General features: G+C 60.9%; 24 protein-coding genes. 13 read left to right on the top strand and 11 right to left on the bottom strand.

Going from position 1 to position 26,232, the window contains the following annotated elements:
* Positions 1 to 99: 99 nt before the first annotated feature.
* Entirely contained in the window at positions 100 to 1,761 is a 1,662-nt protein-coding gene (locus C9990_RS29725) for an OFA family MFS transporter (protein WP_065899784.1), read from the top strand.
* Between the two features lie 59 nt (positions 1,762 to 1,820).
* On the opposite strand, the gene C9990_RS29720 is transcribed toward C9990_RS29725, so the two are convergent.
* Both C9990_RS29720 and C9990_RS29715 read right to left on the bottom strand, forming a co-directional pair.
* Positions 1,821 to 3,158, bottom strand: a complete 1,338-nt coding sequence (locus C9990_RS29720; protein WP_065899786.1) for an HdeD family acid-resistance protein — start codon at positions 3,156 to 3,158, stop codon at positions 1,821 to 1,823.
* A 45-nt stretch (positions 3,159 to 3,203) separates the two neighbouring features.
* Entirely contained in the window at positions 3,204 to 4,418 is a 1,215-nt protein-coding gene (locus tag C9990_RS29715) for an MASE1 domain-containing protein (protein ID WP_157955107.1), read from the bottom strand.
* Positions 4,419 to 4,658: 240 nt separating this feature from the next.
* Between C9990_RS29715 and hisB the strand changes: the two genes are divergently transcribed.
* From hisB to C9990_RS29685, 6 genes are all read left to right on the top strand, one after another.
* Positions 4,659 to 5,252, top strand: coding sequence for an imidazoleglycerol-phosphate dehydratase HisB (hisB, locus tag C9990_RS29710; RefSeq protein WP_017849940.1), 594 nt, complete (start codon positions 4,659 to 4,661; stop codon positions 5,250 to 5,252).
* Entirely contained in the window at positions 5,252 to 5,890 is a 639-nt protein-coding gene (gene hisH, locus C9990_RS29705) for an imidazole glycerol phosphate synthase subunit HisH (RefSeq protein ID WP_065899790.1), read from the top strand. Before hisB ends, hisH begins: the two co-directional genes overlap by 1 nt.
* The gene (locus tag C9990_RS29700) at positions 5,891 to 6,151 is read left to right on the top strand and encodes a DUF2164 domain-containing protein (RefSeq protein ID WP_065899797.1); all 261 of its coding nucleotides are present in this window, start codon (positions 5,891 to 5,893) and stop codon (positions 6,149 to 6,151) included. It abuts the gene before it with no gap.
* Between the two features lie 92 nt (positions 6,152 to 6,243).
* A complete protein-coding gene (gene hisA / locus C9990_RS29695; protein WP_065899799.1) occupies positions 6,244 to 6,993 on the top strand; it encodes a 1-(5-phosphoribosyl)-5-[(5-phosphoribosylamino)methylideneamino]imidazole-4-carboxamide isomerase in 750 nt (249 codons plus the stop codon).
* 79 nt (positions 6,994 to 7,072) lie between these two features.
* On the top strand, positions 7,073 to 7,843 hold the full coding sequence (gene hisF, locus C9990_RS29690) for an imidazole glycerol phosphate synthase subunit HisF (protein WP_065899801.1): 771 nt from the start codon (positions 7,073 to 7,075) through the stop codon (positions 7,841 to 7,843).
* 66 nt (positions 7,844 to 7,909) lie between these two features.
* On the top strand, positions 7,910 to 8,665 hold the full coding sequence (locus tag C9990_RS29685; protein WP_106805404.1) for an ABC transporter substrate-binding protein: 756 nt from the start codon (positions 7,910 to 7,912) through the stop codon (positions 8,663 to 8,665).
* 576 nt (positions 8,666 to 9,241) lie between these two features.
* On the opposite strand, the gene C9990_RS29680 is transcribed toward C9990_RS29685, so the two are convergent.
* From C9990_RS29680 to gpmI, 4 genes are all read right to left on the bottom strand, one after another.
* Entirely contained in the window at positions 9,242 to 10,015 is a 774-nt protein-coding gene (locus C9990_RS29680) for a divergent polysaccharide deacetylase family protein (protein ID WP_106805403.1), read from the bottom strand.
* Position 10,016: 1 nt separating this feature from the next.
* Positions 10,017 to 11,333 (bottom strand): S41 family peptidase, encoded by a 1,317-nt coding sequence (locus C9990_RS29675; RefSeq protein ID WP_106805402.1) that lies wholly within the window; start codon positions 11,331 to 11,333, stop codon positions 10,017 to 10,019.
* A gap of 31 nt (positions 11,334 to 11,364) precedes the next feature.
* A complete protein-coding gene (locus C9990_RS29670) occupies positions 11,365 to 12,660 on the bottom strand; it encodes a murein hydrolase activator EnvC (RefSeq protein ID WP_065899809.1) in 1,296 nt (431 codons plus the stop codon).
* Positions 12,661 to 12,919: 259 nt separating this feature from the next.
* Positions 12,920 to 14,446 (bottom strand): 2,3-bisphosphoglycerate-independent phosphoglycerate mutase, encoded by a 1,527-nt coding sequence (gene gpmI, locus C9990_RS29660; protein ID WP_106805400.1) that lies wholly within the window; start codon positions 14,444 to 14,446, stop codon positions 12,920 to 12,922.
* 151 nt (positions 14,447 to 14,597) lie between these two features.
* Here gpmI and C9990_RS29655 point away from each other — a divergent pair, with 151 nt between their 5' ends.
* The 3 genes from C9990_RS29655 to secB are packed head-to-tail and all read left to right on the top strand — an operon-like array spanning position 14,598 to position 15,786.
* The gene (locus tag C9990_RS29655) at positions 14,598 to 15,011 is read left to right on the top strand and encodes a rhodanese-like domain-containing protein (protein WP_065899812.1); all 414 of its coding nucleotides are present in this window, start codon (positions 14,598 to 14,600) and stop codon (positions 15,009 to 15,011) included.
* Between the two features lies 1 nt (position 15,012).
* Positions 15,013 to 15,267 carry a glutaredoxin 3 gene (grxC, locus tag C9990_RS29650; RefSeq protein WP_065899814.1) on the top strand — a complete coding sequence of 85 codons (255 nt, stop codon included), beginning with the start codon at positions 15,013 to 15,015 and terminating at the stop codon, positions 15,265 to 15,267.
* A 39-nt stretch (positions 15,268 to 15,306) separates the two neighbouring features.
* Positions 15,307 to 15,786: a protein-export chaperone SecB gene (gene secB, locus C9990_RS29645; protein ID WP_065899817.1), complete on the top strand. Its 480-nt coding sequence runs from the start codon at positions 15,307 to 15,309 to the stop codon at positions 15,784 to 15,786.
* 132 nt (positions 15,787 to 15,918) lie between these two features.
* Here secB and C9990_RS29635 read toward each other — a convergent pair whose 3' ends face one another.
* The gene (locus tag C9990_RS29635) at positions 15,919 to 16,374 is read right to left on the bottom strand and encodes a tRNA (cytidine(34)-2'-O)-methyltransferase (RefSeq protein ID WP_058413147.1); all 456 of its coding nucleotides are present in this window, start codon (positions 16,372 to 16,374) and stop codon (positions 15,919 to 15,921) included.
* Here C9990_RS29635 and C9990_RS29630 point away from each other — a divergent pair.
* Positions 16,373 to 16,813, top strand: a complete 441-nt coding sequence (locus tag C9990_RS29630) for a hypothetical protein (RefSeq protein ID WP_065899819.1) — start codon at positions 16,373 to 16,375, stop codon at positions 16,811 to 16,813. The two genes, C9990_RS29635 and C9990_RS29630, sit on opposite strands and share 2 nt — an antisense overlap.
* Before the next feature lie 625 nt (positions 16,814 to 17,438).
* Here C9990_RS29630 and ntrC read toward each other — a convergent pair.
* From ntrC to glnA, 4 genes are all read right to left on the bottom strand, one after another.
* Positions 17,439 to 18,875 carry a nitrogen regulation protein NR(I) gene (ntrC, locus tag C9990_RS29620; RefSeq protein ID WP_008435682.1) on the bottom strand — a complete coding sequence of 479 codons (1,437 nt, stop codon included), beginning with the start codon at positions 18,873 to 18,875 and terminating at the stop codon, positions 17,439 to 17,441.
* Positions 18,872 to 19,957, bottom strand: coding sequence for a nitrogen regulation protein NR(II) (gene glnL, locus C9990_RS29615; protein ID WP_016979130.1), 1,086 nt, complete (start codon positions 19,955 to 19,957; stop codon positions 18,872 to 18,874). Before glnL ends, ntrC begins: the two co-directional genes overlap by 4 nt.
* Positions 19,958 to 20,295: 338 nt before the next feature.
* A complete protein-coding gene (locus C9990_RS29610) occupies positions 20,296 to 20,832 on the bottom strand; it encodes a chorismate mutase (RefSeq protein WP_106805398.1) in 537 nt (178 codons plus the stop codon).
* A gap of 179 nt (positions 20,833 to 21,011) precedes the next feature.
* Entirely contained in the window at positions 21,012 to 22,418 is a 1,407-nt protein-coding gene (gene glnA, locus C9990_RS29605; RefSeq protein WP_065899824.1) for a type I glutamate--ammonia ligase, read from the bottom strand.
* 334 nt (positions 22,419 to 22,752) lie between these two features.
* On the opposite strand from glnA, the gene thiI reads away from it, so the two are divergent.
* Together thiI and typA are read left to right on the top strand one after the other, a co-directional pair.
* Positions 22,753 to 24,207: a tRNA uracil 4-sulfurtransferase ThiI gene (thiI, locus tag C9990_RS29595; RefSeq protein ID WP_106805397.1), complete on the top strand. Its 1,455-nt coding sequence runs from the start codon at positions 22,753 to 22,755 to the stop codon at positions 24,205 to 24,207.
* A 139-nt stretch (positions 24,208 to 24,346) separates the two neighbouring features.
* The gene (gene typA / locus C9990_RS29590) at positions 24,347 to 26,167 is read left to right on the top strand and encodes a translational GTPase TypA (RefSeq protein WP_058423717.1); all 1,821 of its coding nucleotides are present in this window, start codon (positions 24,347 to 24,349) and stop codon (positions 26,165 to 26,167) included.
* Positions 26,168 to 26,232: the final 65 nt, after the last annotated feature.

The raw sequence follows: 26,232 nt of genomic DNA, 5'->3' as shown, positions 1-26,232 counted from the left end.
AAAAGGAGCTTTACTCAACAACAACGGCCAACGCTTTGCGTGCAAGGCCGAGGGAGAGAGCGCCTGACGGACACATACTAACAACTGGGGGAAACACCAATGAGCACTAGCACTGCAGCAGGTCATACTGCCGCACAGCCTGCGTTCCTGTCCAAGGAGCGCATTATCGCCAAGCCCGGCTTCAACCGCTGGCTGGTTCCACCGGCCGCCCTGGCCATCCACTTGTGCATCGGTATGGCCTACGGTTTCTCGGTGTTCTGGCTGCCACTGTCCAAGGCACTGGGTATCACCAAGCCGGTCGCCTGCGCGCCGGACATGGGGTTCATCGCCCAAGTCTTCTCGTCCCAATGCGACTGGCCCATCTCCATGCTGGGCTGGATCTACACCCTGTTCTTCATTTTCCTGGGCTGCTCGGCAGCGATCTGGGGCGGCTGGCTGGAACATGCCGGGCCTCGTAAAGCCGGGGTTGTATCGGCCCTGTGCTGGTGTGGCGGCCTGTTGATCTCGGCGCTGGGTATCTATACCCACCAGATCTGGCTGATGTGGATCGGCTCCGGGGTCATTGGCGGTATCGGCCTGGGCCTGGGCTATATCTCGCCGGTGTCGACCCTGATCAAGTGGTTCCCGGACAAGCGCGGCATGGCCACCGGCATGGCGATCATGGGCTTCGGCGGCGGCGCAATGGTTGGCGCTCCCCTGGCGGCAGCGCTGATGGGCCACTTTGCCACGCCGACCAGCGTGGGCGTGTGGCAGAGCTTTGTGGTCATGGCGGCGATTTACTTCGTGTTCATGATCGCCGGCGCGCTGCTGTACCGCGTTCCGCCGACCGGCTGGAAGCCTGAGGGCTGGACCGCACCGGCGAAAAAAGCCAGCAACGCGATGATCACCCACCGTCACGTGCACGTGAATGTGGCGTGGAAAACCCCGCAATTTCGCCTGGTGTGGCTGGTGCTGTGCCTGAACGTGTCCGCCGGTATCGGCATCCTCGGCATGGCTTCGCCACTGCTGCAGGAAGTCTTCGGCGGCAAGTTGCTGGGTGTGGACGTGCCATTCGGCCAGCTTGATGCCGGTCAGTTGGCTTCAATTGCGGCAATTGCCGCGGGCTTCACCGGTCTGTTGAGCCTGTTCAACATCGGTGGTCGGTTCTTCTGGGCGTCGTTCTCCGACTACCTGGGGCGTAAAAATACCTACTTCGTGTTCTTCGCCCTGGGCTTTGCCCTGTACGCGCTGATCCCGAACCTGGGGCACCTGGGCAACGTGGCGCTGTTCGTGGCCGCGTTCTGCATCATCCTGTCGATGTACGGCGGTGGTTTTGCGACCGTCCCGGCTTACCTGGCCGACCTGTTCGGCACCCAGATGGTCGGCGCGATCCACGGTCGCCTGCTGACCGCCTGGGCCGCTGCGGGCGTACTCGGCCCGGTGTTGGTGAACTACCTGCGTGAGTACCAGTTGAGCATCGGCGTGGATCGCGCTGCGGCCTACGACATCACCTTGTACATCCTCGCGGGCCTGCTGGTGCTGGGTTTCCTCTGCAACCTGCTGGTGCGTCCGGTGGCCGACAAGTACTTCATGACCGATGCCGAACTGGCCGCCGAACAGGCGCTGGGTCATGACAAAGGTACCGATGCCTCTACGTCGCTGGAGTGGAAAGCGTCTGCGGGCAGCAAGCCGTTGGCGATCGCCGCCTGGCTGGTGGTGGGTATTCCGTTGGCGTGGGGTGTGTGGGTGACCCTGCAGAAGACCGCGGTACTGTTCCACTGATACGCAGTTTCCCGGCGCCCTTTCACGCAAGGTGAGGGGGGGCCGGGCATCCGGCCGTGCTAGTCCTGCTTCTTGTCGGGCGCGGCCTTGGCCGCAGTGCCGCGCCATGGAATCCGTTGAAACCATGGCTGCGGCACCGGATGCACAATCACCCGCAACGCGCGGGCATAGTCCATTACCAATCCGGGTGTCCACGCCATCGTCATGGCGCGCTTGCGCACTTGCGCGGCAATCCACAGCTCGGGCATCAGCAAGGTCTGCAGCACCGAGCGCCAACGCCGGGACCGCTCCGACAGCACGCCATCCATCGAGGCTTCCAACGCAAATGCCACGCTGCTCGAGCAGTTGCGATAGGTCAGGTTGTAGGTGGCCTGTTGCCGATAGTGGGTCGAGAACTCAATCAGCGCCTTGCGGCTGTACCGATGAAACACGATCTTGCGGTCTGAGTCGCACCAGTTGGCGACTTCGGTGGCGTAGTCCGGCTGGAATGTGCCGGGCACGTCGTTGTTGCGCGTGGCCTTGAGGATGCGGAAAAACTCTGACGGCGAGCGATCGATGTCGGCGACCGGGTACAGGCTCAGGTACACCGAGGGCGACAGTTCAAGGGCCGCATGCCCGGTGGAAATCACGCCTTGCGCATCCACCGCTGCGATGTAGCGGTTGATGATCGGGCGCGGGATCGTCGTGGCGCTCGCGGTGCCTTCCGGTGTCCAGATATGCACCACCAGCGGATCGTTGCAGGCAGGTTCGGGCTCCTGCTGTTCGAGCGGTGCTTGCGGCGGCAACTTCTTGAAGTCCGACAGCAGGTCCCTGGGCGCGAGCAACTCGAACGTCGAGGTGCCGTGGCGCAGGCGCCGGACGCGACGCGCGATGCGCACGGTGTTCAAGCCGCTGACGATCATCAACGCGCCGAGGAAAAACGACACCGTTGCACTGTTGGCAATCGGATAGGGACTGACCAGCAACCCCGCAAATACTACCTGCGCGCCGCCGCTGATCAGCGATGTGCGCCAATGCGGGAACCTCACTACCCAGGCCGAGGTGATGGTCAGCAGGCCGATCACGAAGTAGGTGAAGCCGAAGATGATCGCCAGCAGCAGGTTGCTGTAGACCTTGTCGGCCAGAATCAGCACCGCGACGAAGAAGCAGATGCCGCCCTTGAAATACAGCACGGCCCGCTGAGTGCCCACGCCGCTGGCGGCCACGCTCAGGGTGACAATGCTTTCGAGCAGCAACATCAACCCGAACGCGCGCAGCGGGAAATACAGCTCGCCATCCAGCCCATCAATCATCACGCCAAGGCCCAGCGCGCCCCAGACGATGCCGACCAGGCCGAGAAACCAGAACTTGGAACGGACGAATTCTGCGCCGAACAGCAGTAAAGCAATCTGGATCATGAAGGTACTCGTACAGGTAGGCGCGGGTCGGCAATAGTCATGGGGTCAGTCATAACGACTCGGTTGCCAGTTGCCGACAATCACTTGGCCGTGGGCATCACGCAGGGCGCCGGGGCTCTGGTCATAAAGGGTCAGCCAGTCACCGTTGCCCTTGTCGATGCGAAACGCCAATGAGGCCGCGCGCGCGTGGGTGGCCGGTGTCCAGTGGCGCTTGAGCTGGTCGCGATCCTCGGGATGCACGCGTTCCAGGACCTGTTGCACGGTGCCCAGTGGCAGGGTGCTCACATCCAGGAGCGTTGCAAGGTTGTCGTCCCAGAGGATTTCCCCCGTGCCGGGGTGCAGTTGGTACATCACGCCATCACCCGCCAGGCGGCCGCTTTGCGGGTCATAAGGCTTGGCCGCCTGGGTCATCAGGCGTATCGCGACCACCAGCAAGGCAGTGATCGACAGGTAGCTTTGCGCAAGCAGCAAGGGTTCACCTTCCAGCAGGCCGGGCACATAAAACGGGCCTGTCTGCTGATCGGTGTAATTGACCACGATACTGCCCAGGACCAGCAGCGCGAGCGAGCCACCGGGGCTGCGCCATGTCACGCAGACGGCGAGGGTGAGGGCGATGGGCAGGCAGGCGAGGATGAAATACAGCGCAGCACCGGCGTCGGTGTCCAGCATGTCGGTGAGCCAGTGCGGCGTCGTGCCGAACACGTACCAGGTCATCACGGCCAGCAGCGCCACGCACACGGCGCCGGCCCATTTCTCGCGCGCGCTGAGGGCGACGTCGCGCAGGTTGCGGGTCAGTACGTTCATCACCACGACGGTCGCGAAGAACACGCCGTTGACGCCGGCCATCCAGTTGCTCATCAGCGTATGCGACGAGGCCTCCCCGGCCAGTATCAGCCAGGCTTTCCTCAGCAACGCCTCGGCGCCACACACGGCCACGGTTGCCAGCAGCCATAGCACGATGGCGTGCAGGTCGTCGCCACGCCGGGCGAAGCGCCGAACCAGCCAGGCAATCGCCACCGAGCCCGCCAGCGCCTGGGCCGAAAGCGCCACGGCGACCGGTAAGTGTTGCCAGCCTGGCTCATCCAGCAGCACTCGCGCGGCCAGCAACACCAGGAACAGCAGCGGCCAGTGTGCGCGTTTCGAACTGAGGAAGGCTGATACCGAAACACCCGCCGGGAACCAGATGATCGCCATGCCCGAGACAGGATCAGCAAAGGCCAGCGAGGCGACGCCGGTCACGTAGTAGGTGAGTGCCCACAAGAGGAGAATGCCGCTGCGTCTTAAGACTCTGGGTATTGTCACTGTTCAGTTCATCAGGTTTTAAACGTTGCGTTCATGTTACAGCGAAGCCGCCGAGGGCATTCGAGTAAATACCTCGGGCGCACCATGTTGGGGCGCCTGTCGACACTCCATCAGTCTTATCCCCTCCGATGTTTCTGTTTAGCGCCCGCGCCCCTATAATGGCTGCCTTTTTCGCCCAATGATTTTGCGGAGCTGGTGATGGCCGAACGTAAGGCGTCCGTCGAGCGCGACACTCTGGAAACCCAGATCAAAGCCTCGATCAACCTGGATGGCACCGGAAAGGCCCGATTTGATATCGGTGTACCTTTTCTTGAGCACATGCTGGACCAGATCGCCCGTCACGGGCTGATCGACCTGGATATCGTCAGCAAGGGCGACCTGCATATCGACGACCACCATACGGTGGAAGACGTAGGCATCACCCTGGGCCAGGCATTTGCCAAGGCCATCGGCGACAAGAAAGGCATCCGTCGCTACGGCCACGCCTATGTCCCGCTGGACGAAGCGTTGTCGCGCGTGGTCATCGACTTCTCCGGCCGCCCTGGCCTGCAGATGCATGTGCCCTATACCCGCGCCACCGTAGGCGGGTTTGACGTTGACCTGTTCCAGGAATTCTTCCAGGGCTTCGTCAACCACGCACTGGTCAGCCTGCACATCGACAACCTGCGCGGCACCAACACCCACCACCAGATCGAAACCGTGTTCAAGGCTTTCGGCCGCGCGCTGCGCATGGCTGTCGAGCTTGATGAACGCATGGCCGGGCAAATGCCATCGACCAAGGGCGTCCTGTAATGCAGACGGTCGCGGTTATCGATTACGGCATGGGTAACCTGCACTCGGTGGCCAAGGCCCTCGAGCACGTCGGTGCCGGCAAGGTGCTTATCACCAGCGATGCCAACGTGATTCGCGAAGCCGATCGCGTGGTGTTCCCGGGCGTCGGTGCGATTCGCGATTGCATGGCCGAGATCCGTCGCCTGGGCTTTGACAGCCTGGTGCGCGAAGTCAGCCAGGATCGCCCGTTCCTCGGCATCTGCGTGGGCATGCAAGCCTTGCTCGACAGCAGTGAAGAGAACGACGGCGTCGACTGCATCGGCCTGTTCCCAGGCCAGGTGAAGTTCTTCGGCAAAGACCTGTATGAAGACGGCGAACACCTGAAGGTCCCGCACATGGGCTGGAACGAAGTGCGTCGCACCGTCGACCACCCGTTGTGGCACGAAATCCCTGACATGGCGCGTTTCTACTTCGTGCACAGCTACTACATCGCCGCCGGTAACCCGCGCCAGGTGGTGGGTGGCGGGCATTATGGCGTCGACTTCGCCGCCGCGCTGGCCGAGGGCTCGCGGTTTGCCGTGCAGTTCCACCCGGAGAAGAGCCATACCCATGGCCTGCAGTTGCTGCAGAACTTCGCCGCCTGGGACGGTCGCTGGTAAATGGCCAAGAAGCCGAAGCTGCCGGTGCTCAACCTCACGCCTGAGCAGGAGGGTGAGGCGATCCTCAAGATCAAGCGCTTCATGGAAGACCGTTTCGAGCTCAAGCTGGGCTCGTTCGAGGTCGCCGAGATCCTTGAGTTGTTCACCACCGAGGTCGCTCCGCACTATTACAACAGGGCGATTTTCGACACGCAGACGCTCCTTAAAGAAAGGTTCGAAAGCATCGAAAGCGACCTGTGGTCGCTTGAAAAGAGCAGCTGAAAGCGTCAGGCGCCAAGCTGCAAGAATTGATACGCGTGCTTGCTTGCAGCTTATAGCTCGCAACTCGCAACTCTTTTGACGAAGGAAAAAGCATGCTGATTATCCCCGCTATCGATCTCAAGGACGGCGCTTGTGTACGCCTGCGCCAGGGCCGCATGGAAGACTCCACCGTGTTCTCCGATGACCCGGTGAGCATGGCTGCCAAATGGGTGGAAGGTGGCTGCCGTCGTCTGCATCTGGTGGACTTGAACGGCGCCTTCGAAGGCCAGCCCGTCAATGGCGAAGTAGTGACCGCGATCGCCAAGCGCTACCCGAACCTGCCGATCCAGATCGGCGGCGGTATCCGCTCCCTGGAAACCATCGAGCACTACGTCAAGGCGGGCGTGAGCTACGTGATCATCGGCACCAAGGCCGTGAAGGATCCGGCGTTCGTCGCCGAAGCTTGCCGCGCGTTCCCGGGCAAGGTAATCGTGGGCCTGGACGCCAAGGACGGTTTCGTCGCCACCGACGGCTGGGCTGAAATCAGCACCGTGCAGGTGATCGACCTGGCCAAGCAGTTCGAAGCCGACGGCGTGTCTGCCATCGTTTATACCGACATCGCCAAAGACGGCATGATGCAGGGCTGCAACGTGCCGTTTACCGCGGCACTGGCGGCGGCCACCAAGATCCCGGTGATCGCCTCTGGCGGTATTCACAACCTGGGCGATATCAAGTCGCTGCTGGACGCCAAGGCTCCCGGGATCATCGGCGCCATCACCGGCCGCGCGATCTACGAAGGTACCCTGGACGTCGCCGAAGCCCAGGCTTACTGCGATGCCTACGCGAACAGCTCCAAGTCGTAAGCTGAAAGCTGCAAGTCAAAGCACACCTGCTCCAGCTTGCCGCTTGTAGCTTGAAGCTTCTTAATCGGAGATTAAGTCAATGGCTTTAGCCAGACGCATCATCCCTTGCCTGGACGTCGACAACGGTCGCGTGGTCAAGGGCGTCAAGTTCGAGAACATCCGTGATGCCGGCGACCCGGTGGAAATCGCGCGTCGCTATGACGAGCAAGGTGCCGACGAGATTACCTTCCTCGACATCACCGCCAGCGTCGACGGCCGCGACACCACGCTGCATACCGTCGAGCGCATGGCCAGCCAGGTGTTCATCCCGCTGACCGTGGGCGGCGGCGTGCGTACCGTGCAAGACATCCGCAACCTGCTCAATGCGGGCGCGGACAAAGTCTCGATCAACACCGCTGCGGTGTTCAACCCGGAGTTCGTCGGCGAAGCCGCGCAGCACTTCGGCTCGCAGTGCATCGTGGTCGCCATTGATGCGAAGAAAGTCTCCGCCCCGGGCGAAACCCCGCGCTGGGAGATCTTCACTCACGGCGGTCGCAAGCCGACCGGCCTGGACGCGGTGGAGTGGGCGATGAAGATGGAAGGCCTGGGCGCCGGTGAAATCCTGCTGACCAGCATGGACCAGGACGGCATGAAAAATGGCTTCGACCTGGGCGTGACGCGCGCTATCAGCGACGCGCTGGGTATCCCGGTGATCGCTTCCGGCGGCGTCGGCAACCTGCAGCACCTGGCTGACGGCGTGATCGAAGGCCACGCCAGCGCGGTGCTGGCGGCGAGTATTTTCCACTTTGGCGAATACACCGTTCCCGAGGCCAAGGCCTACATGGCAGCGCGCGGTATCGTCGTTCGCTAAACGTTGCTGGACACCATGGCGGGCGCGCGGCACTCTCTGCGCTTGCCATGGATTCCGGTAGCCTTCATGTTCAAGACCCTGCTGCTCGCCCTCGCCAGTACTTCCCTTTTGTTGGCAGGTTCGGCCCACGCGGAAGAACCGTCTGACGCCGCCCTGGTGTTGCTGACGGAAAATTTCCCGCCCTACAACATGGCCAAGAACGGCAAGAACTTCGCCAAGGAAGAAAACATCGAAGGCATCGCCGTGGACATCGTCCGCGAGACCTTCAAGCGCGCCGGCATTTCCTACAACCTCACGTTGCGTTTCCCTTGGGAGCGAATCTACAAACTCGCCTTGGAAAAGCCTGGCTACGGCGTATTCGTGATGGCGCGACTGCCGGACCGCGAAGCGCTGTTCAAGTGGGTCGGCCCGATCGGCCCGGATGATTGGGTGATGCTGGCCAAGGCTGACAGCAAGATCCAACTGTCCGACCTGGAGCACGCGCGCCGCTACAAGATCGGCGCCTACAAGGGTGATGCGATCGCCGAGACCCTTGAGAAACAGGGGCTCAACCCGCTGGTGGTACTGCGCGACCAGGACAACGCGCAAAAGCTCATGGATGGCCAGATCGACCTCTGGGCCACCGGTGATCCTGCCGGGCGTTACCTGGCGCGTCAGGTCGGTGTGACGGGGCTCAAGACCGTACTGCGGTTCAACAGTGCGCAGCTTTACCTTGCGTTGAACAAGGAGGTCCCTGACGAGCTGGTGGCCAAGCTGCAGGCCGCGCTGGACCAGTTGCGTAAAGACGGCGTCGTCGACCAGATCATGGCGAACTATCTTTAACTGGCGAGCACTTCTATGGGAGCAGGCAAGCCAGTCTCCCACAGACTGCGCTACACAATCAGCGGGCCAAACACGCCCAAAAATGTGGGAGCGGGCTTGCCCGCGAAAGCGCCAGGTCAGTCACTGAAGCCACTGACTGATGCCCCGCCATCGCTGGCAAACCAGGCTCCTACCGACTGCGCTACACAATCAGCGGCCTAAACACGTCCAAAAATGTGGGAGCGGGCTTGCCCGCGAAAGCGCCAGGTCAGTCACTGAAGCCACTGACTGATGCCCCGCCATCGCTGGCAAGCCAGGCTCCCACAAATTGCGCTACACAATCAGCAGGCTAAACACGCTCAAAAAATGTGGGAGCGGGCTTGCCCGCGAAAGCGCCAGGTCAGTCACTGAAGCCACTGACTGATGCCCCGCCATCGCTGGCAAACCAGGCTCCCACAAATTGCGCTACACAATCAGCAGGCTAAACACGCCCAAAAAATGTGGGAGCGGGCTTGCCCGCGAAAGCGCCAGGTCAGTCACTGAAGCTACTGACTGATGCCCCGCCATCGCTGGCAAGCCGGCCCCTACAATGAATCGTCAGCGGTAAATACCATTCTTGCCGTGCCCGGCCATCGCCTGGTTGCCGCGCACGCTGATCATCAGCTTGATATCAATCCAGTCGACCCCCTGGGCCTTGAGCTTGGGTAGCTCGCGCTCCAGCACCGCCAGGGTCTGTGGATAAGGGTGGCCTATCATCACCGCCGAACCCTGTTTGTGCGCCAGCTTGATCGCGGTTTGCAGTTGCGTGGTGATTGCTGCTTCGGTGCGTTCATCGTCGAGGAATACGTCTCGCGAGACATGCGCCAGGCCGATCTTCTGCGCCTCGGCAGCGGCGACGGTTTGTGCGCTGGTGCGGCTGTCGACGAAGAATTTGTTGCGCCGCTGCAGCTCGGCCATCAACCAGGCCATGGCGGCCGGCTGGGCGGTCATGCGACTGCCCATGTGGTTGTTGATACCGGCGGTGTAGGGCACGGCCTTGAAGGCGGCGTCCAGGCGCTTGCCGAGTTCTTCGATGGGCAGCTCGGGGTGCCAGGCGAACGGGCCGGTGGCCGGGTCCATGGGCATGTGCAGGATCACGATCTTGCCAGCCTTGTGCGCTTCGCGGGCGAATTCGGCAGCGTGGGGCGTGTCGGGCATGACCGCGGTGGTGACCGGCCCAGGCAGGGCCAGCACGCGACGATCCCGGGTCAGGTTTTGCCCGAGGTCGTCGATGATGAGGGTCAGGTAGGCTTTGTGGGGCTCGCTGGCGGGGGCCGCGTGAGCGACTCCCGCCAGGCTGCACAGCACAGCGAGGATCAGGGCAAAACGCATATCAACGGCTGCGTGTGATGCTCAGGCCCTTGAGCAGGCTCAGCGCCTGGGCCAACTGGTAATCGTCGTCCTGCGGCATCGGCTTGGCTTTGGCGCCGCTGCCGGTTGGCTGGTCGGCGCCGCCGTTGCCATTGCCCAGGTGACCTTGCAGGTCAGCCTCTTTGTAGTACTCGCTGTCGATCTCGTTGGTGATCTTGGCCTTGCGCACTTCGATGTCGGGCACGATGCCCTGGGCCTGGATCGAACGACCATTCGGCGTGTAGTACAGCGCGGTGGTGATTTTCAGCGCGCGGTCATTGTTCAGCGGCAGCACGGTTTGCACCGAGCCTTTGCCGAAGCTGGTGGTGCCCATCAGCACGCCACGCTTCTGGTCCTGCAGGGCGCCGGCGACGATTTCCGATGCCGAGGCGCTGCCGCCGTTGATCAGTACGGCCAGTGGGACGTTTTCGCTGAGGTCGTTGCCGGTCGCCGAGAAGCGCAACTCGGAGTTGGCGATACGGCCCTTGGTGTAGACGATCAGGCCTTTGGTGATGAAATGGTCGACCACTTCCACCGCAGACTGCAGCACGCCGCCGGGGTTGTTGCGCAAGTCGAGCACGATACCGCTGAGTTTCTTGCCGTTGTCCTTGCGCAGCTTGGCCAGGGCCTTGGCCACTTCGTCGCCGGTCTTGACCTGGAACTGGGTGATACGGATGTAGCCGTAGCCCGACTCCAGCAACTGGCTCTTCACGCTCTTGACCACGATGGTGGCGCGGGTCAGGGTCACGTCGAACGGGTTGCCGCCGTCGCGCACCAGGGTCAGGGTGATTTTCTGGCCGATCTTGCCGCGCATCTTGTCGACGGCTTCGGTCATGGTCTGGCCGCGGGTCGGCTGGCCGTTGATCTTGACGATAAAGTCGCCGGCCTGGATGCCGGCCTTGGAGGCCGGGGTGTCATCGATCGGCGAGACGACCTTGATATTGCCGTCTTCGGAGCCGACTTCAATGCCCAGGCCGCCGAATTCACCGCTGGTGCTTTCCTGCAGCTCGGCGAAATCTTCCGGGCCCAGGTAAGCGGAGTGCGGGTCGAGGTTGCTGAGCATGCCCTTGATGGCATTTTCCAGCAGGGTCTTGTCGTCTACGGGTTCGACATAAGCGGCCTTGATCCGGTCCATGACCTCGGCAAAGGTGCGCAATTCGTCCAGCGGCAACGGTGCCTTGGTGGTCGCGGCCGAGGCGGCGGGTGCAGCCGGGGCAGCCTGGTCGGCGAAAGCCAGGGGCGCGCCGATCACCAGGGCGATCGTCAGGGCCAGCGAAGTGAGGCGGGACAAATGCAGCATGTCGAACGAACTCCTAATGTAGATGCGACCCTTATCCTTGGGTTCTGCACCATTGTGCAGGGTCGCTCGGGCGGCCCTGCTGACGAATAGCGAAGTACAGCGCCGGGGTGTCCTGGCCACCACTGTTACCCACAGTGGAGATGGATTCACCGGCTTTTACAACATCACCTGCCGACTTGAGTAAAGTCTGATTGTGGCCGTAAAGGCTCAAATAGCCATTACCGTGGTCAAGAATCACCAGCAAACCGGCGCCCCGCAGCCAATCGGCGAACACCACGCGCCCACCGTGAACGGCATGCACCTGGCTGCCGGCGGAGGCGCTGATCATCACCCCATCCCACTTGGCGCGGGTGTCATCGCCACGGGTTTCACCGAAGCGTGCCAGTAATCGACCATCAACTGGCCATGGAAGTTTGCCGCGAGCTGAAGCAAAAGGGCCACCGAACGACTCGCCGGCGCTGGAAACCAGCGGTCCGGGCGCTGCATGTGCCGGTTTACGCGGCGCGGGAGCGTCCGAGGTGGCAGCCAGTTCGGCCTCACGCTGACGCTTTTTTTCGGCTTCCTGCTGGGCGATCAACGCCTTTTGCCGCGCTTCTTCGGCCTCGCGTGCCTGGCGCGCCAGGGTTTCCTCGATGGTCTTGAGGACTTTGGCCAGGTCGGCCTGGTCTTGCTCGCGGGCCTGCAGCTTGGCGTCACGGGCCTTCACGTCGTCATTGAGCTTGGCCAGGGCCAGTTGGCGTTCCTTGCGGACCTTGTCGAGTTCGTCGCGCTGGGTGTCGAGGGCGCTTTTCTGGTCCTGCAACTGCGACTGCTGGTTGGCGATCTCCTGTTCAACATTGACCAATTGGCGCAGGGTCTCGTTGAAGCTTTTCAACTGCTCCAGGCGGGCCTTGCTCAGGTAGTCGTAGTAGGTCAGGGTGCGCGCGAATTTTTCCGGGTTCTGCTGGTTGAGCAGCAGCTTGAGGTATTCCTGGCGGCCGCTCTGATAGGCGGCGCGGGCCTGGATCGCGATCAGGCGTTGCTGTTCAACGCGTGCGCTCTGGAGTTTTTTTTTCTCAGCGTCGAGTCGCTCCAGTTCCGACTCGCTCTTCTTTAGTTCTTTTTGCAGCTCCTGGACCTGCTTCTCCAGCTTGCCCATCTCGGTTTCCGTGCCGCGCAGGTCTTTCTGTACCCCGGATTTTTCTTCCTGGAGCTTGCCGAGCAGCTTTTTCAGCTCGGTAATGTCCTGACGCGTAGCGTCCAACTGTTGTTGGGTTTGTGCGCGCTCATCGGCAAATGCCGGTTGGAGCAGGCAGACAAGAGCAAGGGTAATCAAGGCGCGAAGCATAGAGGCGGGCGACACCAGGGAAAGGGACGGCCTAGTATGCCCGCCAAGCGCCGCAAAAAAAACGCCCAATTCGGGCTGGAAGGCAAGATAGGTGCCGAGTGGCGCCGGTATGGCAAAACGACATCTTTGAAAACTCTGCAAAACCAATGTGGGAGCGGGCTTGCCCGCGATGGCGGTGGGTCAGCCATATGAATATCTGCTGATCTACCGCTATCGCGGGCAAGCCCGCTCCCACACTGTTTTGGGGTGTATCCGAAACTTAGACCAGGATCGAAGTGCCGGTCATCTCTTTCGGTTTCTCCAGCCCCATCAGCTTCAGCATGGTCGGCGCCACGTCCGCCAGCACGCCGCCTTCGCGCACTTTCAGGTCGCGCTTGCCGACGTAGATGAACGGCACTGGCTCGGTGGTGTGGGCAGTGTGGGCTTGCCCTGTGGATTCATCGGACATCTGCTCGCAGTTGCCGTGGTCGGCAGTGATCAGCGCTTCGCCGCCGACTTTCTCCAGCGCGTCAACGATGCGGCCGACGCACAGGTCCAGGCATTCCACCGCCTTGGTGGCGGCTTCGAGGTTGCCGCTGTGGCCGACCATGTCACCGTTGGCGTAGTTGACCACGATCACGTCATAACGCTGGTTGTCGATGGCGTCGACGATCTTGTCGGTGACTTCCGGCGCGCTCATTTCCGGCTGCAAGTCGTAGGTGGCGACCTTTGGCGACGGGATCAGGATGCGCTCTTCGCCCGGGAACGGCTCTTCGCGCCCGCCGGAGAAGAAGAAGGTCACGTGGGCATACTTCTCGGTTTCGGCGATCCGCAGCTGGGTCTTGCCGTTTTTCGCCAGGTAGTCGCCCAGCACGTTTTCCAGGCTGCCCGGGGCGAAAGCCGACGGGGCCGGGATGTTGGCGGCGTATTGGGTGAGCATCACGAACTCGACTTTCGGCTGGCGCGCGCGTTCGAAGTCCTTGAAACCGGCGTCGACGAAGACGTGGCTCAGCTCGCGGGCACGGTCGGCGCGAAAGTTCATGAACACCACAGCGTCGCCGTCTTCGACTTTCACCGGCTCGCCGATGGTGGTGGCCTTGACGAATTCATCGCTCTCGCCACGCGCGTAGGCGGCTTCCAGGCCTTCCTGGGCGGTGGCGGCGTTGAATTCGGCCTGGCCGTCGACGATCAGGTTGTAGGCCTGTGCCACGCGGTCCCAGCGGTTGTCGCGGTCCATGGCGAAGTAACGGCCGACCAGGCTGGCGATGCGGCCCTTGCCCAGGGCGGCGAAGGTGGCGTCGAGCAGCTCGATGGAGGATTGCGCGCTTTTCGGCGGAGTGTCACGGCCGTCCAGGAAGGCGTGCAGGTAGATTTTGTCGGCGCCGCGCTTGAAGGCCAGCTCGGCCATCGCGATCAGGTGGTCCTGGTGGCTGTGGACGCCGCCGTCCGAGAGCAGGCCCATGAAGTGCACGGCCTTGCCGGCCGCGACGGCTTTATCGACTGCTGCGCAGATGGTCGGGTTCTCGAAGAAGTCGCCATCGCGGATCGATTTGGTCACGCGGGTGAAGTCCTGGTAGACCACTCGTCCGGCGCCGAGATTCATGTGGCCGACTTCCGAGTTGCCCATCTGGCCATCCGGCAGGCCCACGTCCATGCCGGAACCGGAGATCAGGCCGTTGGGAACGGTGGCGACCAGGCGGTCGAGCACGGGCTTCCTGGCCGCGTATACGGCGTTGTCGTGGTGGCTTTCACTGTGTCCAAAGCCATCGAGAATTATCAGGACCAAAGGTTTAGGCGTAGTAGTCATAGATCCTCTCGCGGCGTTAATAAAGGAAGACAATTGAAAAGGGAGTGGCAGTTTAAAGCGAAGTTCCGACCACGTCACCGCTTTACGGGGGTTGGCCCCCCTTGGCGGCTGTGTATACTTACCGCCATTTTAACGCCCTGGAACCTCCTTGATGGTTGATCACCTGATTGCATTTGCCACTGCCCACTACCTGCTCGCGGGTGCCTTCGTCATCCTGCTGGCGCTGCTGATCGCTCATGAATTGAGCCGCGGTGGCCGCAGCCTGAGCACGTCGGAGCTGACCGCGCTGGTCAACAAGGATGAGGCCGTTGTCGTGGATATCCGTGCGGCCAAGGAATTTGCCGCCGGTCATATCGTTGGCGCCCTGAACATTCCGCAGGACAAGCTGATCGCGCGCCTGGCCGAGCTGGAAAAATACAAGGCCAAGACCATCATCCTGGTCGACGCCCAAGGCCAGCACGCCGGCACCCACGCCCGCGAGATGCTCAAGAGCGGTTTTACCGCCGCCAAACTGTCCGGCGGTATCGGCAGCTGGAAGGCCGATAACCTGCCGCTGGTGAAGTGATATGAGCCAGGTTGTCGTGTATTCCAGCGATTGGTGCCCTTACTGCATGCGGGCCAAGGCCTTGCTGGAGAAAAAGGGTGTTGCCTTCGAAGAGATCAAGGTCGACGGCAAGCCCCAGGTGCGCGCCGAAATGGCCCAGAAGGCGGGGCGCACGTCCGTGCCGCAGATCTGGATCGGCGCCAAACATGTCGGTGGATGCGATGACCTGTTCGCCCTGGAGCGCGCGGGTAAACTCGATGCGCTGCTGCTCGTCTGACTCCCAACCCCTAAAAGACCCCAAGATCAAGGATCTGAGATGACTGACCAACAGAACACCGAAGCCGCAGAAGCTCAAGGCCCACAATTCTCGTTGCAGCGTATCTATGTGCGCGACCTGTCGTTCGAAGCGCCGAAAAGCCCGGCGATCTTCCGCCAGGAATGGACCCCAAGCGTTGCGCTGGACCTGAACACTCGCCAAAAGGCACTGGAAGGCGACTTCCACGAAGTCGTGCTGACCCTGTCGGTGACCGTCAAGAACGGCGAAGAAGTGGCCTTCATCGCTGAAGTGCAACAGGCTGGCATCTTCCTGATCCAGGGCCTGGACGAAGCGTCCATGAGCCACACCCTGGGCGCGTTCTGCCCGAACATCCTGTTCCCGTATGCCCGTGAGACCCTGGACAGCCTGGTCACCCGTGGCTCGTTCCCGGCACTGATGCTGGCGCCGGTGAACTTCGATGCCCTGTACGCCCAAGAGCTGCAGCGCATGCAACAGGAAGGCTCGCCAACGGTTCAGTAAGCTGTTCTGAGCAACGACGCCGATCCAATGTGGGAGCGGGCTTGCTCGCGAATGCGGTACTTCAGTCGATATCCTTGTTGACTGGCACTCCGCTTTCGCGAGCAAGCCCGCTCCCACATTCGTTATGCAGTGTTACTTGAACCCCAATTGCCGCCAGCCTTCGTAAACCGCGACGGCCACGGTGTTGGACAGGTTCAGGCTGCGGCAGCCCTCGCGCATCGGCAAACGCAGGCGATGGCCGTCGGGCAGGGCGTCGAGCACCTCGGCCGGCAGGCCCCGGCTTTCCGGGCCGAACAGGAAGGCGTCGCCTTCGGCAAAGCTGGCGTCATGGAACGGCCGCGAACCCTTGGTGGTGAACGCGAACAGGCGTGGCTGGCCCAGGCTTTCCAGGCAGCTGGCCAGGTCGGCGTGACGCTGCAGGGTGGCATACTCGTGGTAGTCCAGGCCGGCGCGGCGCAGGCGCTTGTCGTCCATGTCGAAGCCCAGCGGCTCGATCAAATGCAGGTGGCAGCCACTGTTGGCGCACAGCCTGATAACGTTGCCGGTATTCGGCGGAATTTCTGGTTGAAAAAGGATGACGTGAAACATGCACGGCTCCGAAGGCAAAGATGCGCTGCATTCTACCCCTGAAGAAGACCCCAGGCCGAAGCTATTCCCGAAGGTCATGGGCTCGTTGGCGATTGTTGGCCTGATGATCGGCCTGATGATCGGCCGCCTGACCACCCCTGACCCGGTCCAATTGCAGCAGGTCGAGACAGTGGCCGACGGCGTGGTGGTGTGGTTCAACAGCGAACCCAAGCTGCACGGCGAGTTGGTTGATGGCACCGTGGCGCTGCTGTTTGATGCGCAAGGCAAGGCGGCCGGTGGGCAACTCAAGGTCAACGATAAGGATGTGAACTGGCGCGTGCGCAAGACCGATGGCGGCTTGCTGCTGAACCTGGTGGCGGCTCGGCCATTGCGCGGGGAGTGGAAAGGGGAGAAGGCCGATGGCCGCTGGCGGCTGGAGATCCATCTCCAAGAGCAATAAAAGAGGGAATCCCCGGCCTGCCTGTACCAAGGTCCCCAAAACGGGCTGGGGCTATGGGCGCTGTGCCACATAAGCCCCGGGTGTAAAGAAGGGAGTTCCCGGCCTGCCTGTACCAGGGCTCCCAAAACGGGGTGAAGCCATTACGGCTTCGGTGTTAAAGAGGGAATCCCCGGCCTGCCTGTACCGAGGTTCCCCAAAGCGGTGTGGAGCGCGACGCGATTCGCATCAAGCACCCCGGGTGTAAAGAGGGGATTCTCGGCCTGCCTGTACCAAGGTCCCCGAAACTGGGTAGTACAAGGGTTATTGCAGGGCGCGTGCCAGAGTTTGCAATGTGTGCCAAAAAAAATTGCCAGAAAGCGCAAAGCCCCGGAATACGGGGCTTTGGTGTTTTTGCGATTTGGTTTTTTCTTAATCAGGTGGCTGTTTTGCGCTTGGGATACGTGCCCGATGCCGGTTCATGGTGCATTGAAGCGGTGCACGGTCGTTAGTCTGGTACAAAACAAATGTGGGAGCTGCCTTGCCTGCGATGGCGCTGTGTCAGTCGATATATCCAGTGACTGACACAGCGCCATCGCGGGCAAGCCCGGCTCCCACATTAGATCTTCAGTGGATCAGGGATGAGTGATCAGGCCTCATCACCTTCGTCATCATCCCCGCCATCGACCTTCATCCCCAACTCCTTGATCTTGCGCGTCAGGGTGTTGCGGCCCCAGCCCAGCAGCACGGCGGCATCGCGGCGGCGGCCGGCGGTGTGTTTCAGGGCGGTTTCGATCATGATCCGTTCGAAGGCCGGCACGGCACTGTCCAGCAGGTTCGACTGGCCGCGAGCCAGGGCCTGGTCGGCCCATTGGCGCAGCGCCTGTTCCCAGTTGGTCACCGGCGCCGAGTCCTGTGGCAGGCTCAACAGCTCCGGCGGCAGGTCGCTGATGTGCACTTCGCGCCCGGAAGCCATCACCGTGATCCAGCGGCAGGTGTTCTCCAGCTGGCGCACGTTGCCTGGCCACGGCAGGTTCTTCAGGTATTCCTCGGTCTCGCTCTTGAGCAGCTTCGGCTCGACGGCCAGCTCCTGGGCGGCGCGGCTGAGGAAGTGGCGGGCGAGGGTCGGGATGTCTTCACGACGGTCCGACATCCGCGGAATATGGATGCGGATCACGTTGAGGCGGTGGAACAAGTCCTCACGGAATTTGCCCGCGTGCACCAGCGTTTCCAGGTTCTGGTGCGTCGCGGCGATGATACGCACGTCGACCTTGACCGGCGTGTGCCCGCCGACGCGGTAGAACTCACCGTCTGCCAATACACGCAGCAGGCGCGTCTGGGTGTCGGCCGGCATGTCGCCGATTTCGTCGAGGAACAACGTGCCGCCGTCGGCCTGTTCAAAGCGTCCGCGACGCAGGTTGGCTGCGCCGGTGAAGGCACCTTTTTCATGGCCGAACAGCTCGGACTCCATCAGGTCCTTGGGGATCGCCGCCATGTTCAAGGCAATGAACGGCGACGCGGCCCGTGGGCTGTGACGGTGCAGGGCATGGGCCACCAACTCTTTACCGGTACCCGACTCGCCGTTGATCAGCACGGTGATGTTGGAGTGGCTCAAACGCCCGATGGCGCGAAACACTTCCTGCATCGCCGGCGCTTCGCCGATGATTTCCGGGGTGCGGGTCAGGGCGGGTGGCGCTTCCTGGTTCTGCTGTTCCTGGGCGTGCTGGTTGGCGCGCTTGACCAGCGCCACCGCCTCGTCCACATCGAACGGCTTGGGCAGGTATTCAAAAGCACCGCCCTGATAGGACGCGACAGCGCTGTCCAGGTCCGAGTGCGCAGTCATGATGATCACTGGCAGGCGCGGGTGCTGCTCGCGGATCCGTGCCAGCAGGTCCAGGCCACTGGCGCCGGGCATGCGGATGTCGGAGATGATCACATCCGGCTGCTGGCGAGCCAGGCGACTCATCACCCCGTCGGCGCTGTCGAAGCTCTGGGTGGTCATGCCTTCCTGTTGCAAGGCTTTCTCGAGGACCCAGCGGATAGAACGGTCGTCATCGACGATCCAGACAGTTTCACTACGGCTCATGTCGATGGGGCTCCTTGTTCCAGAGGCAGAAAGATCGAGAACGTGGTGTGGCCAGGATGGCTTTCACATTCGATCAGACCCTGGTGCTGGCTGATGATGTTCTGGGTGATGGCCAGGCCCAGCCCGGTACCGTCCGGACGGCCGCTGACCATGGGAAAGAAAATGGTTTCCTGCAGTTCCGCAGGAATGCCCGGGCCGTTGTCGATGATCTCGACCTTGGTCACCAGGCGATGGCGCACGTGGCCAATGGTGAATTGGCGCAGGGCACGGGTGCGCAGGCTGATGCGGCCCAGGCGCAGTTCGTTCTGGCTGCTGATGGCCTGCATGGCGTTGCGCACGATATTGAGCACCGCCTGGATCATCTGCTCGCGGTCGATCAAGACGTCGGGAATGCTCGGGTCGTAGTCGCGCACCAAGGTGATGCAGCCCTGGCTTTCGGCTTCGACCAGTTGGCAGACACGTTCCAGCACCTCGTGCACGTTGGTCATCGCCAGCGACGGCAGCTTGTTGGAGCCGAGCATGCGGTCCACCAGGTTCCGCAGGCGGTCGGCTTCCTCGATGATGACGTTGGTGTAGTCCTTAAGGTTCTCGTCCGGCAGCTCACGGGCCAACAGCTGCGCCGCGCCGCGAATCCCGCCGAGGGGGTTCTTGATCTCGTGGGCCAGGCCGCGCACCAGCATCTTGCTGGTTTCCTGCTTGGACAACTGCGCTTCCTCCTTGGTAATGCGCAGCAGGCGATCGCGGGGGTGGACTTCGAGCAGCAGCAGGGTGGCGCCGTTGCTCAGGATCGGGGTCACGGCGTAGTCGACGGTCAGCGTCTGGCCGGTCAGGGCCGTGAGCATTGCCTCGCGCTTGGTAAACGGGTGTGCCTGCTCCACCGCCTGGCGCAACGAACTCAAGGCTTCGGCCGATTCGGTGAACAGCTCGCTGATGAACTGCCCATGGCTGCGCTGGCCGCTGATGGCCAGGAGCATCTCCGCCGCCGGGTTCATGTACTCAAGGCGCAGATCGTCATTGAGCAGAATGGTCGCGGTGGTCAGGTTGTCGAGTAGCAAACGGTGCAGTGCATCGCTGATGGTCATCAGGACCTCTTTTGGAGCATGGCGCGGGCTTGAGGCACACGCTGATACAAGGAAAATGCAAAAACCAAACCAAGGCTCCGAAAAGAAGCGTTAAAGCCCTGAAATAGGGGTTTTAGGCGCGAAACTGTGGCGTTCTGCCAGCTTGATCGGGAAGAATCGAACCAAAATGGGCTGGGCAGGTGGGAAGGGTGCAGCCTATCGCACCAATATAGTGCGGTTTTGTGAAGGTTGTTCAGGAAGTGAGGGGATGACTTGAAAGGTTGCGCGCATGGAGGCGCTGGCTTGCCTGCGCTATCGCAGGCAAGCCAGCTCTCACAGTTTTGATGGGGTTGCAGCTTTTAGCCTTTGTTGATGCACAGCTCGGCGGTGGCGCGGATCATTGCCAGTTGGCGCAGCGGATCATTGAGTGGCTCATGCACGGCTGAGGCGAGCCATTGCGGGCACTGCGCGTCGGTGCGCTGCGGGGTGAAGTCGGCGAGTTGCTGCAGCAGGCGTTTTTGCAGTTCATCCAGTTTCGGGCGGATCTGCTTGACCAGGTCCGGTCGCGGATCGTCCGGCGCCTTGCCCTGGAACTGCCAGTCGGACAGATGGGTGTATTGCACCAGTTTGTTCGCTTCGATCTGCGCCGAGAAAAACTGCTCGGCGGCGGCGGGCGCCAGCTTGTAGGTTGGCGCCTGGGTGATGACGCTGGCGATCACTTCTTGCTCGCGCTTCTTGTCTTCCACGGGCTTTTTGCTGTCCCACTTGCTCAGCGCGACCTGATCGGCAATCTCCAGGCGTTCGGCGATGCTGTTGAGCAAAGGCTCCAGGGTCGGTGGGGCGGCGAGTGCATTGGCGCTGATAAATAATAGGACAGAGGCAAGTCGAAGCTTCAAAGGCGATCTCCTGTGGGAGCGGGCTTGCCCGCGATGGCAGTGTCAGTCAATACAACAGGTACTGGATGCGGCGCAATCACGCGAGAGCCCGAGGCTGCATTTTTCATGATGTGCAGGCAAAAAAAAGACCTCCCGAAGGAGGTCTTTTTCATCACGCCGCGTTACGCAGCGCTACCGGATCAGCAGCTGTAGTACAGCTCGTATTCCAGTGGGTGTACGAAGGTGCGTACTTTGATTTCTTCTGCGCTTTTCAGCTCGATGTAGGCATCGATGAAGTCGTCGCTGAATACGCCGCCTTTGGTCAGGAACGCACGGCCCTTGTCCAGCTCTTCCAGGGCTTCTTTCAGGCTGCCGCACACTTGTGGGATCTCTTTGGCCTCTTCAGGCGGCAGGTCGTACAAGTTTTTGTCGGCGGCGTCGCCAGGGTGGATCTTGTTCTGGATACCGTCCAGGCCGGCCATTACCAGGGCAGCGAAGGCCAGGTACGGGTTGGCTGCTGGATCCGGGAAGCGTGCTTCGATACGGCGAGCGCGAGGGCTGGACACGTAAGGAATACGGATCGAGGCAGAACGGTTGCGAGCCGAGTAGGCCAGCATCACTGGTGCTTCGAAGCCTGGGACCAGACGCTTGTAGGAGTTGGTCGACGGGTTGGTGAAGCCGTTCAGGGCCTTACCGTGCTTGATGATACCGCCGATGAAGTACAGGGCGGTGTCGGACAGGCCGGCATAACCTTCGCCAGCGAAGGTGTTCTTGCCTTCTTTGGCGATGGACAGGTGAACGTGCATACCCGAACCGTTATCGCCGTACAGTGGCTTAGGCATGAAGGTAGCGGTACGGCCGTAGGCTACGGCAGTGTTGTGTACGCAGTACTTCAGGGTCTGAACTTCGTCAGCCTTGGCAACCAGGGTGTTGAACTTCACACCGATTTCGTTCTGGCCGGCAGTGGCCACTTCGTGGTGGTGCACTTCGATGACCAGGCCCATGTCTTCCATGGCGTTGCACATGGAGGTACGGATTTCGTGGTCGTGGTCGAACGGTGGAACCGGGAAGTAGCCGCCTTTGATACCTGGACGGTGGCCATGGTTGCCGCCTTCCACGTCCTGGTCGGACATCCACGAACCTTGTTCGGAGTAGATCTTGAACATCGAGCCGGAGATGTCGGACTTGAACTTGACTTGGTCGAAGATGAAGAATTCTGGCTCTGGGCCTACGAATACGGTGTCACCGATACCGGTGGACTTCAGGTATTCCTCGGCACGCTTGGCGATCGCACGTGGGTCGCGGTCGTAGCCCTGCATGGTCGAAGGCTCGATCACGTCGCACACCAGGATCAGGGTGGCTTCTTCGGTGAACGGGTCCAGTACGGCAGTGCTGTCGTCCGGCATCAGGATCATGTCGGAAGCTTCAATGCCTTTCCAGCCGGCGATGGAGGAGCCGTCGAACATTTTGCCTTCTTCGAAGAAAGCATCATCCAGCGCGTCGCGAGCCGGCATGGTCACGTGGTGCTGAGTGCCTTTTGTGTCCGTGAAGCGCAGATCAATCCATTTAACGTCATGATCTTTGATGAGTTGAACCGACTTCGACATGGTGTCCTCCGGGTGGCTTCGGGCTGGGGTAGTGGAGTTAGCCCTTAGAATGTGGGTGATGCCGGCGCGGATACTCCGCCATGGCAACCTGCCTCACAAGAGAGCAAATTGCATGCCAGTGCGCCAACATGGCCTTTTTGCTTCAAAATGGCCCCTATAAAGGTGCAATCCGCTGAAACGGAATAAATAACGCACTGCAATGTAGCGTTAATTTCTATAAATGACCCGTTTTGGTGCGTGAAGCGGCTGATGCATATTAACTGGTTAAACCTTGAGCGATTTCCGCTATAATCCGCGCCCCCCTTTTTCGGCAGGCCCTGCGCGCGCTGTTTCCATGAAATTAATCGTTAAAGTCTTCCCCGAGATCACCATCAAGAGCCGACCGGTACGGACGCGTTTCATCCGTCAGTTGGCCAAGAACATCCGTGCCGTGCTCCGCGATCTGGACCCGGCTGTGGTGGTGAACGGCGTGTGGGACAACCTCGAGCTGGAAACCCGCGTAACCGACGCCAAAGCCTTGAAGGATATGACTGAGCGCCTGAGCTGCATGCCGGGCATCGCGCATTTCCTGCAGGTCGACGAGTACCCACTGGGCGACTTCGACGACATCACCGAAAAGTGCAAGCAGCACTACGGCAGCGCGCTGGAAGGCAAGATCTTTTCGGTGCGCTGCAAGCGTGCCGGCAAGCACCCGTTCAGCTCCATGGATGTCGAAAAATACGTCGGCAGCAAGCTGCGTCGCGAGTGCGGCGCCGCCGGAATTTCCCTCAAGGCGCCGCAAATTGAAGTGCGCATGGAAATTCGCGACCAACGGTTGTTTGTGATCCACAGCCAGCACGACAGCATCGGCGGCTACCCGCTGGGCGCCCTGGAACAGACCCTGGTGCTGATGTCCGGCGGTTTCGATTCCACGGTGGCGGCCTACCAGATCATGCGCCGCGGCCTGATGAGCCACTTCTGCTTCTTTAACCTGGGCGGGCGTGCACACGAATTGGGCGTGATGGAAGTCGCGCACTTTATCTGGAAGAAGTACGGCAGCTCCCAGCGCGTGCTATTTGTGAGCGTGCCGTTCGAGGAAGTGCTGGGCGAAATTCTCGGCAAAGTCGATAACAGTCATATGGGCGTAGTATTGAAGCGTATGATGTTGCGCGCTGCGTCCCGAATCGCCGATCAATTGCAGATCGACGCGCTGGTGACCGGTGAAGCGATCTCCCAGGTGTCCAGCCAGACGCTGCCGAACCTGTCGATCATCGATTGCGTCACCGAGAAGCTGGTCTTGCGTCCGCTGATCGCCAGCCACAAGCAGGACATCATCGACCTGGCAGAGCAGATCGGCACCGCCGACTTTGCCAAGCACATGCCCGAGTACTGCGGGGTCATCTCGGTGAACCCCAAGACCCACGCCAAGCGTCATCGCGTGGAGCATGAAGAAAAAGAATTCGACATGGCGATTCTGGAGCGTGCGCTCGAGAACGCCAAGCTGGTCCCGATCGATCGTGTCATCGATGAACTGGGCCAGGATGTGCAGATCGAAGAAGTCAGCGAAGCCCTGGCCGGCCAGATCGTCGTCGACATCCGTCACCCGGATGCCGCTGAAGATGAGCCGCTGGAGATCGCCGGCATCGACGTACAAACGCTGCCGTTCTATGCATTGAACGCGCGTTTCAAGGAACTGGATAACAGCCGTCAGTACCTGCTGTATTGCGACAAAGGCGTGATGAGTCGCCTGCATGCTCACCATTTGCTCAGTGAGGGGTATGCCAATGTGCGCGTTTATCGACCGAGCTAAGAGCCCGGGGCTGTTTGCCTGTGGCCTGCGTCACCGGCCCCCCGACTCTGCCGTCAAGCTGTAACGGCAAGGCCTGACTCTACTGTTAATCGCTGCCACGACCTGTCAGCACACCGAATCCTCTGATCGAGATACACAAGTGATCGAAAATCTACGTAACATCGCCATCATTGCTCACGTTGACCATGGTAAAACCACCCTGGTAGACAAACTCCTGCGTCAATCCGGCACCCTGGAGCGCAACGAGCTCAACGACGAGCGCGTGATGGACTCCAACGACCAGGAAAAAGAGCGCGGTATTACCATCCTGGCAAAAAACACCGCTATCAACTGGAACGGCTACCACATCAACATCGTGGATACCCCGGGCCACGCCGACTTCGGCGGCGAAGTAGAACGCGTAATGTCGATGGTTGACTCCGTTCTGCTGCTGGTTGACGCTCAAGACGGCCCTATGCCGCAAACCCGTTTCGTGACCAAGAAGGCGTTCGAAGCCGGCCTGCGTCCGATCGTGTGCATCAACAAGGTTGACCGTCCAGGCGCGCGTCCGGACTGGGTTCTGGACCAGATCTTCGACCTGTTCGACAACCTGGGTGCTACCGAAGAACAGCTGGACTTCAAAGTCGTCTACGCCTCGGCCCTGAACGGTATTGCCGGTCTGGACCACACCGACATGGCTGAAGACATGACCCCGCTGTACCAGTCGATCGTCGACAACGTACCTGCGCCGGCTGTTGACCGTGACGGTCCGTTCCAGATGCAAATCTCCGCACTGGACTACAACAGCTTCCTGGGTGTTATCGGCGTTGGCCGTATCGCTCGTGGCCGCGTCAAGCCGAACACCCCGGTTGTCGCTATCGGCGCCGACGGCAAGAAGCGCAACGGTCGTATCCTGAAGCTGATGGGTCACCACGGTCTGCACCGCATCGACGTTGAAGAAGCGGCTGCTGGCGACATCGTGTGCATCAGCGGTATGGACTCGCTGTTCATCTCCGACACCCTGTGCCACCCGGACGCTGTCGAGGCGATGAAGCCCCTGACCGTTGACGAGCCAACCGTTTCCATGACCTTCCAGGTAAACGACTCGCCATTCTGCGGTAAAGAAGGCAAGTTCGTGACCTCCCGTAACATCAAGGAGCGTCTGGACAAAGAGCTGCTGTACAACGTTGCTCTGCGCGTTGAAGAAGGCGACTCGGCTGACAAGTTCAAGGTTTCCGGCCGTGGTGAGCTGCACCTCTCGGTACTGATCGAAACCATGCGTCGCGAAGGCTTCGAAATGGGCGTTGGTCGTCCTGAAGTGATCATCCGTCAGGTTGACGGCGTGAAGCAGGAACCGTTCGAAAACGTGACCATCGACACCCCTGAAGAATCCCAGGGCAAGGTCATGGAAGAGATGGGCCTGCGTAAGGGCGACCTGACCAACATGGTGCCGGATGGCAAAGGCCGTGTACGTCTGGAATACAACATCCCTGCTCGTGGTCTGATCGGTTTCCGTAACCAGTTCCTGACCCTGACCAACGGTGCTGGCATCCTGACCTCGATCTTCGATCGCTACGACACCATGAAGTCCGGCGACATGTCCGGCCGTCAGAACGGTGTTCTGGTATCGGTTGAAACCGGCAAGGCACTGACCTACTCCCTGGAAACCCTGCAGGCGCGTGGCAAGCTGTTCGTTGAACACGGTCAAGAGATCTACAACGGCCAGATCGTTGGTCTGAACAGCCGTGACAACGACATGGGCGTCAACCCAACCAAAGGCAAGAAGCTCGACAACATGCGTGCTTCGGGTAAAGACGAAACCATCGCCCTGGTTCCACCTGTTCGCTTCACCCTGGAACAGGCCCTGGAATTCATCCAGGACGACGAGCTGTGCGAAGTGACGCCGAAGTCGATCCGCCTGCGTAAGAAGATCCTGGACGAAGGCGAGCGTACCCGCGCTGCCAAGAAAGCCAAGAACTGAGTTAACTCAGGCTGAATGAAAAACGCCCCCGGTCGAAAGGCCGGGGGCGTTTTTTTATGCCTGCT

This window comes from Pseudomonas sp. S5D5, assembly GCF_003013355.1.
GTDB classification, from domain to species: Bacteria; Pseudomonadota; Gammaproteobacteria; order Pseudomonadales; family Pseudomonadaceae; genus Aquipseudomonas; species Aquipseudomonas aylmerensis.
This window is presented reverse-complemented; position numbering and strand designations above follow the sequence as displayed.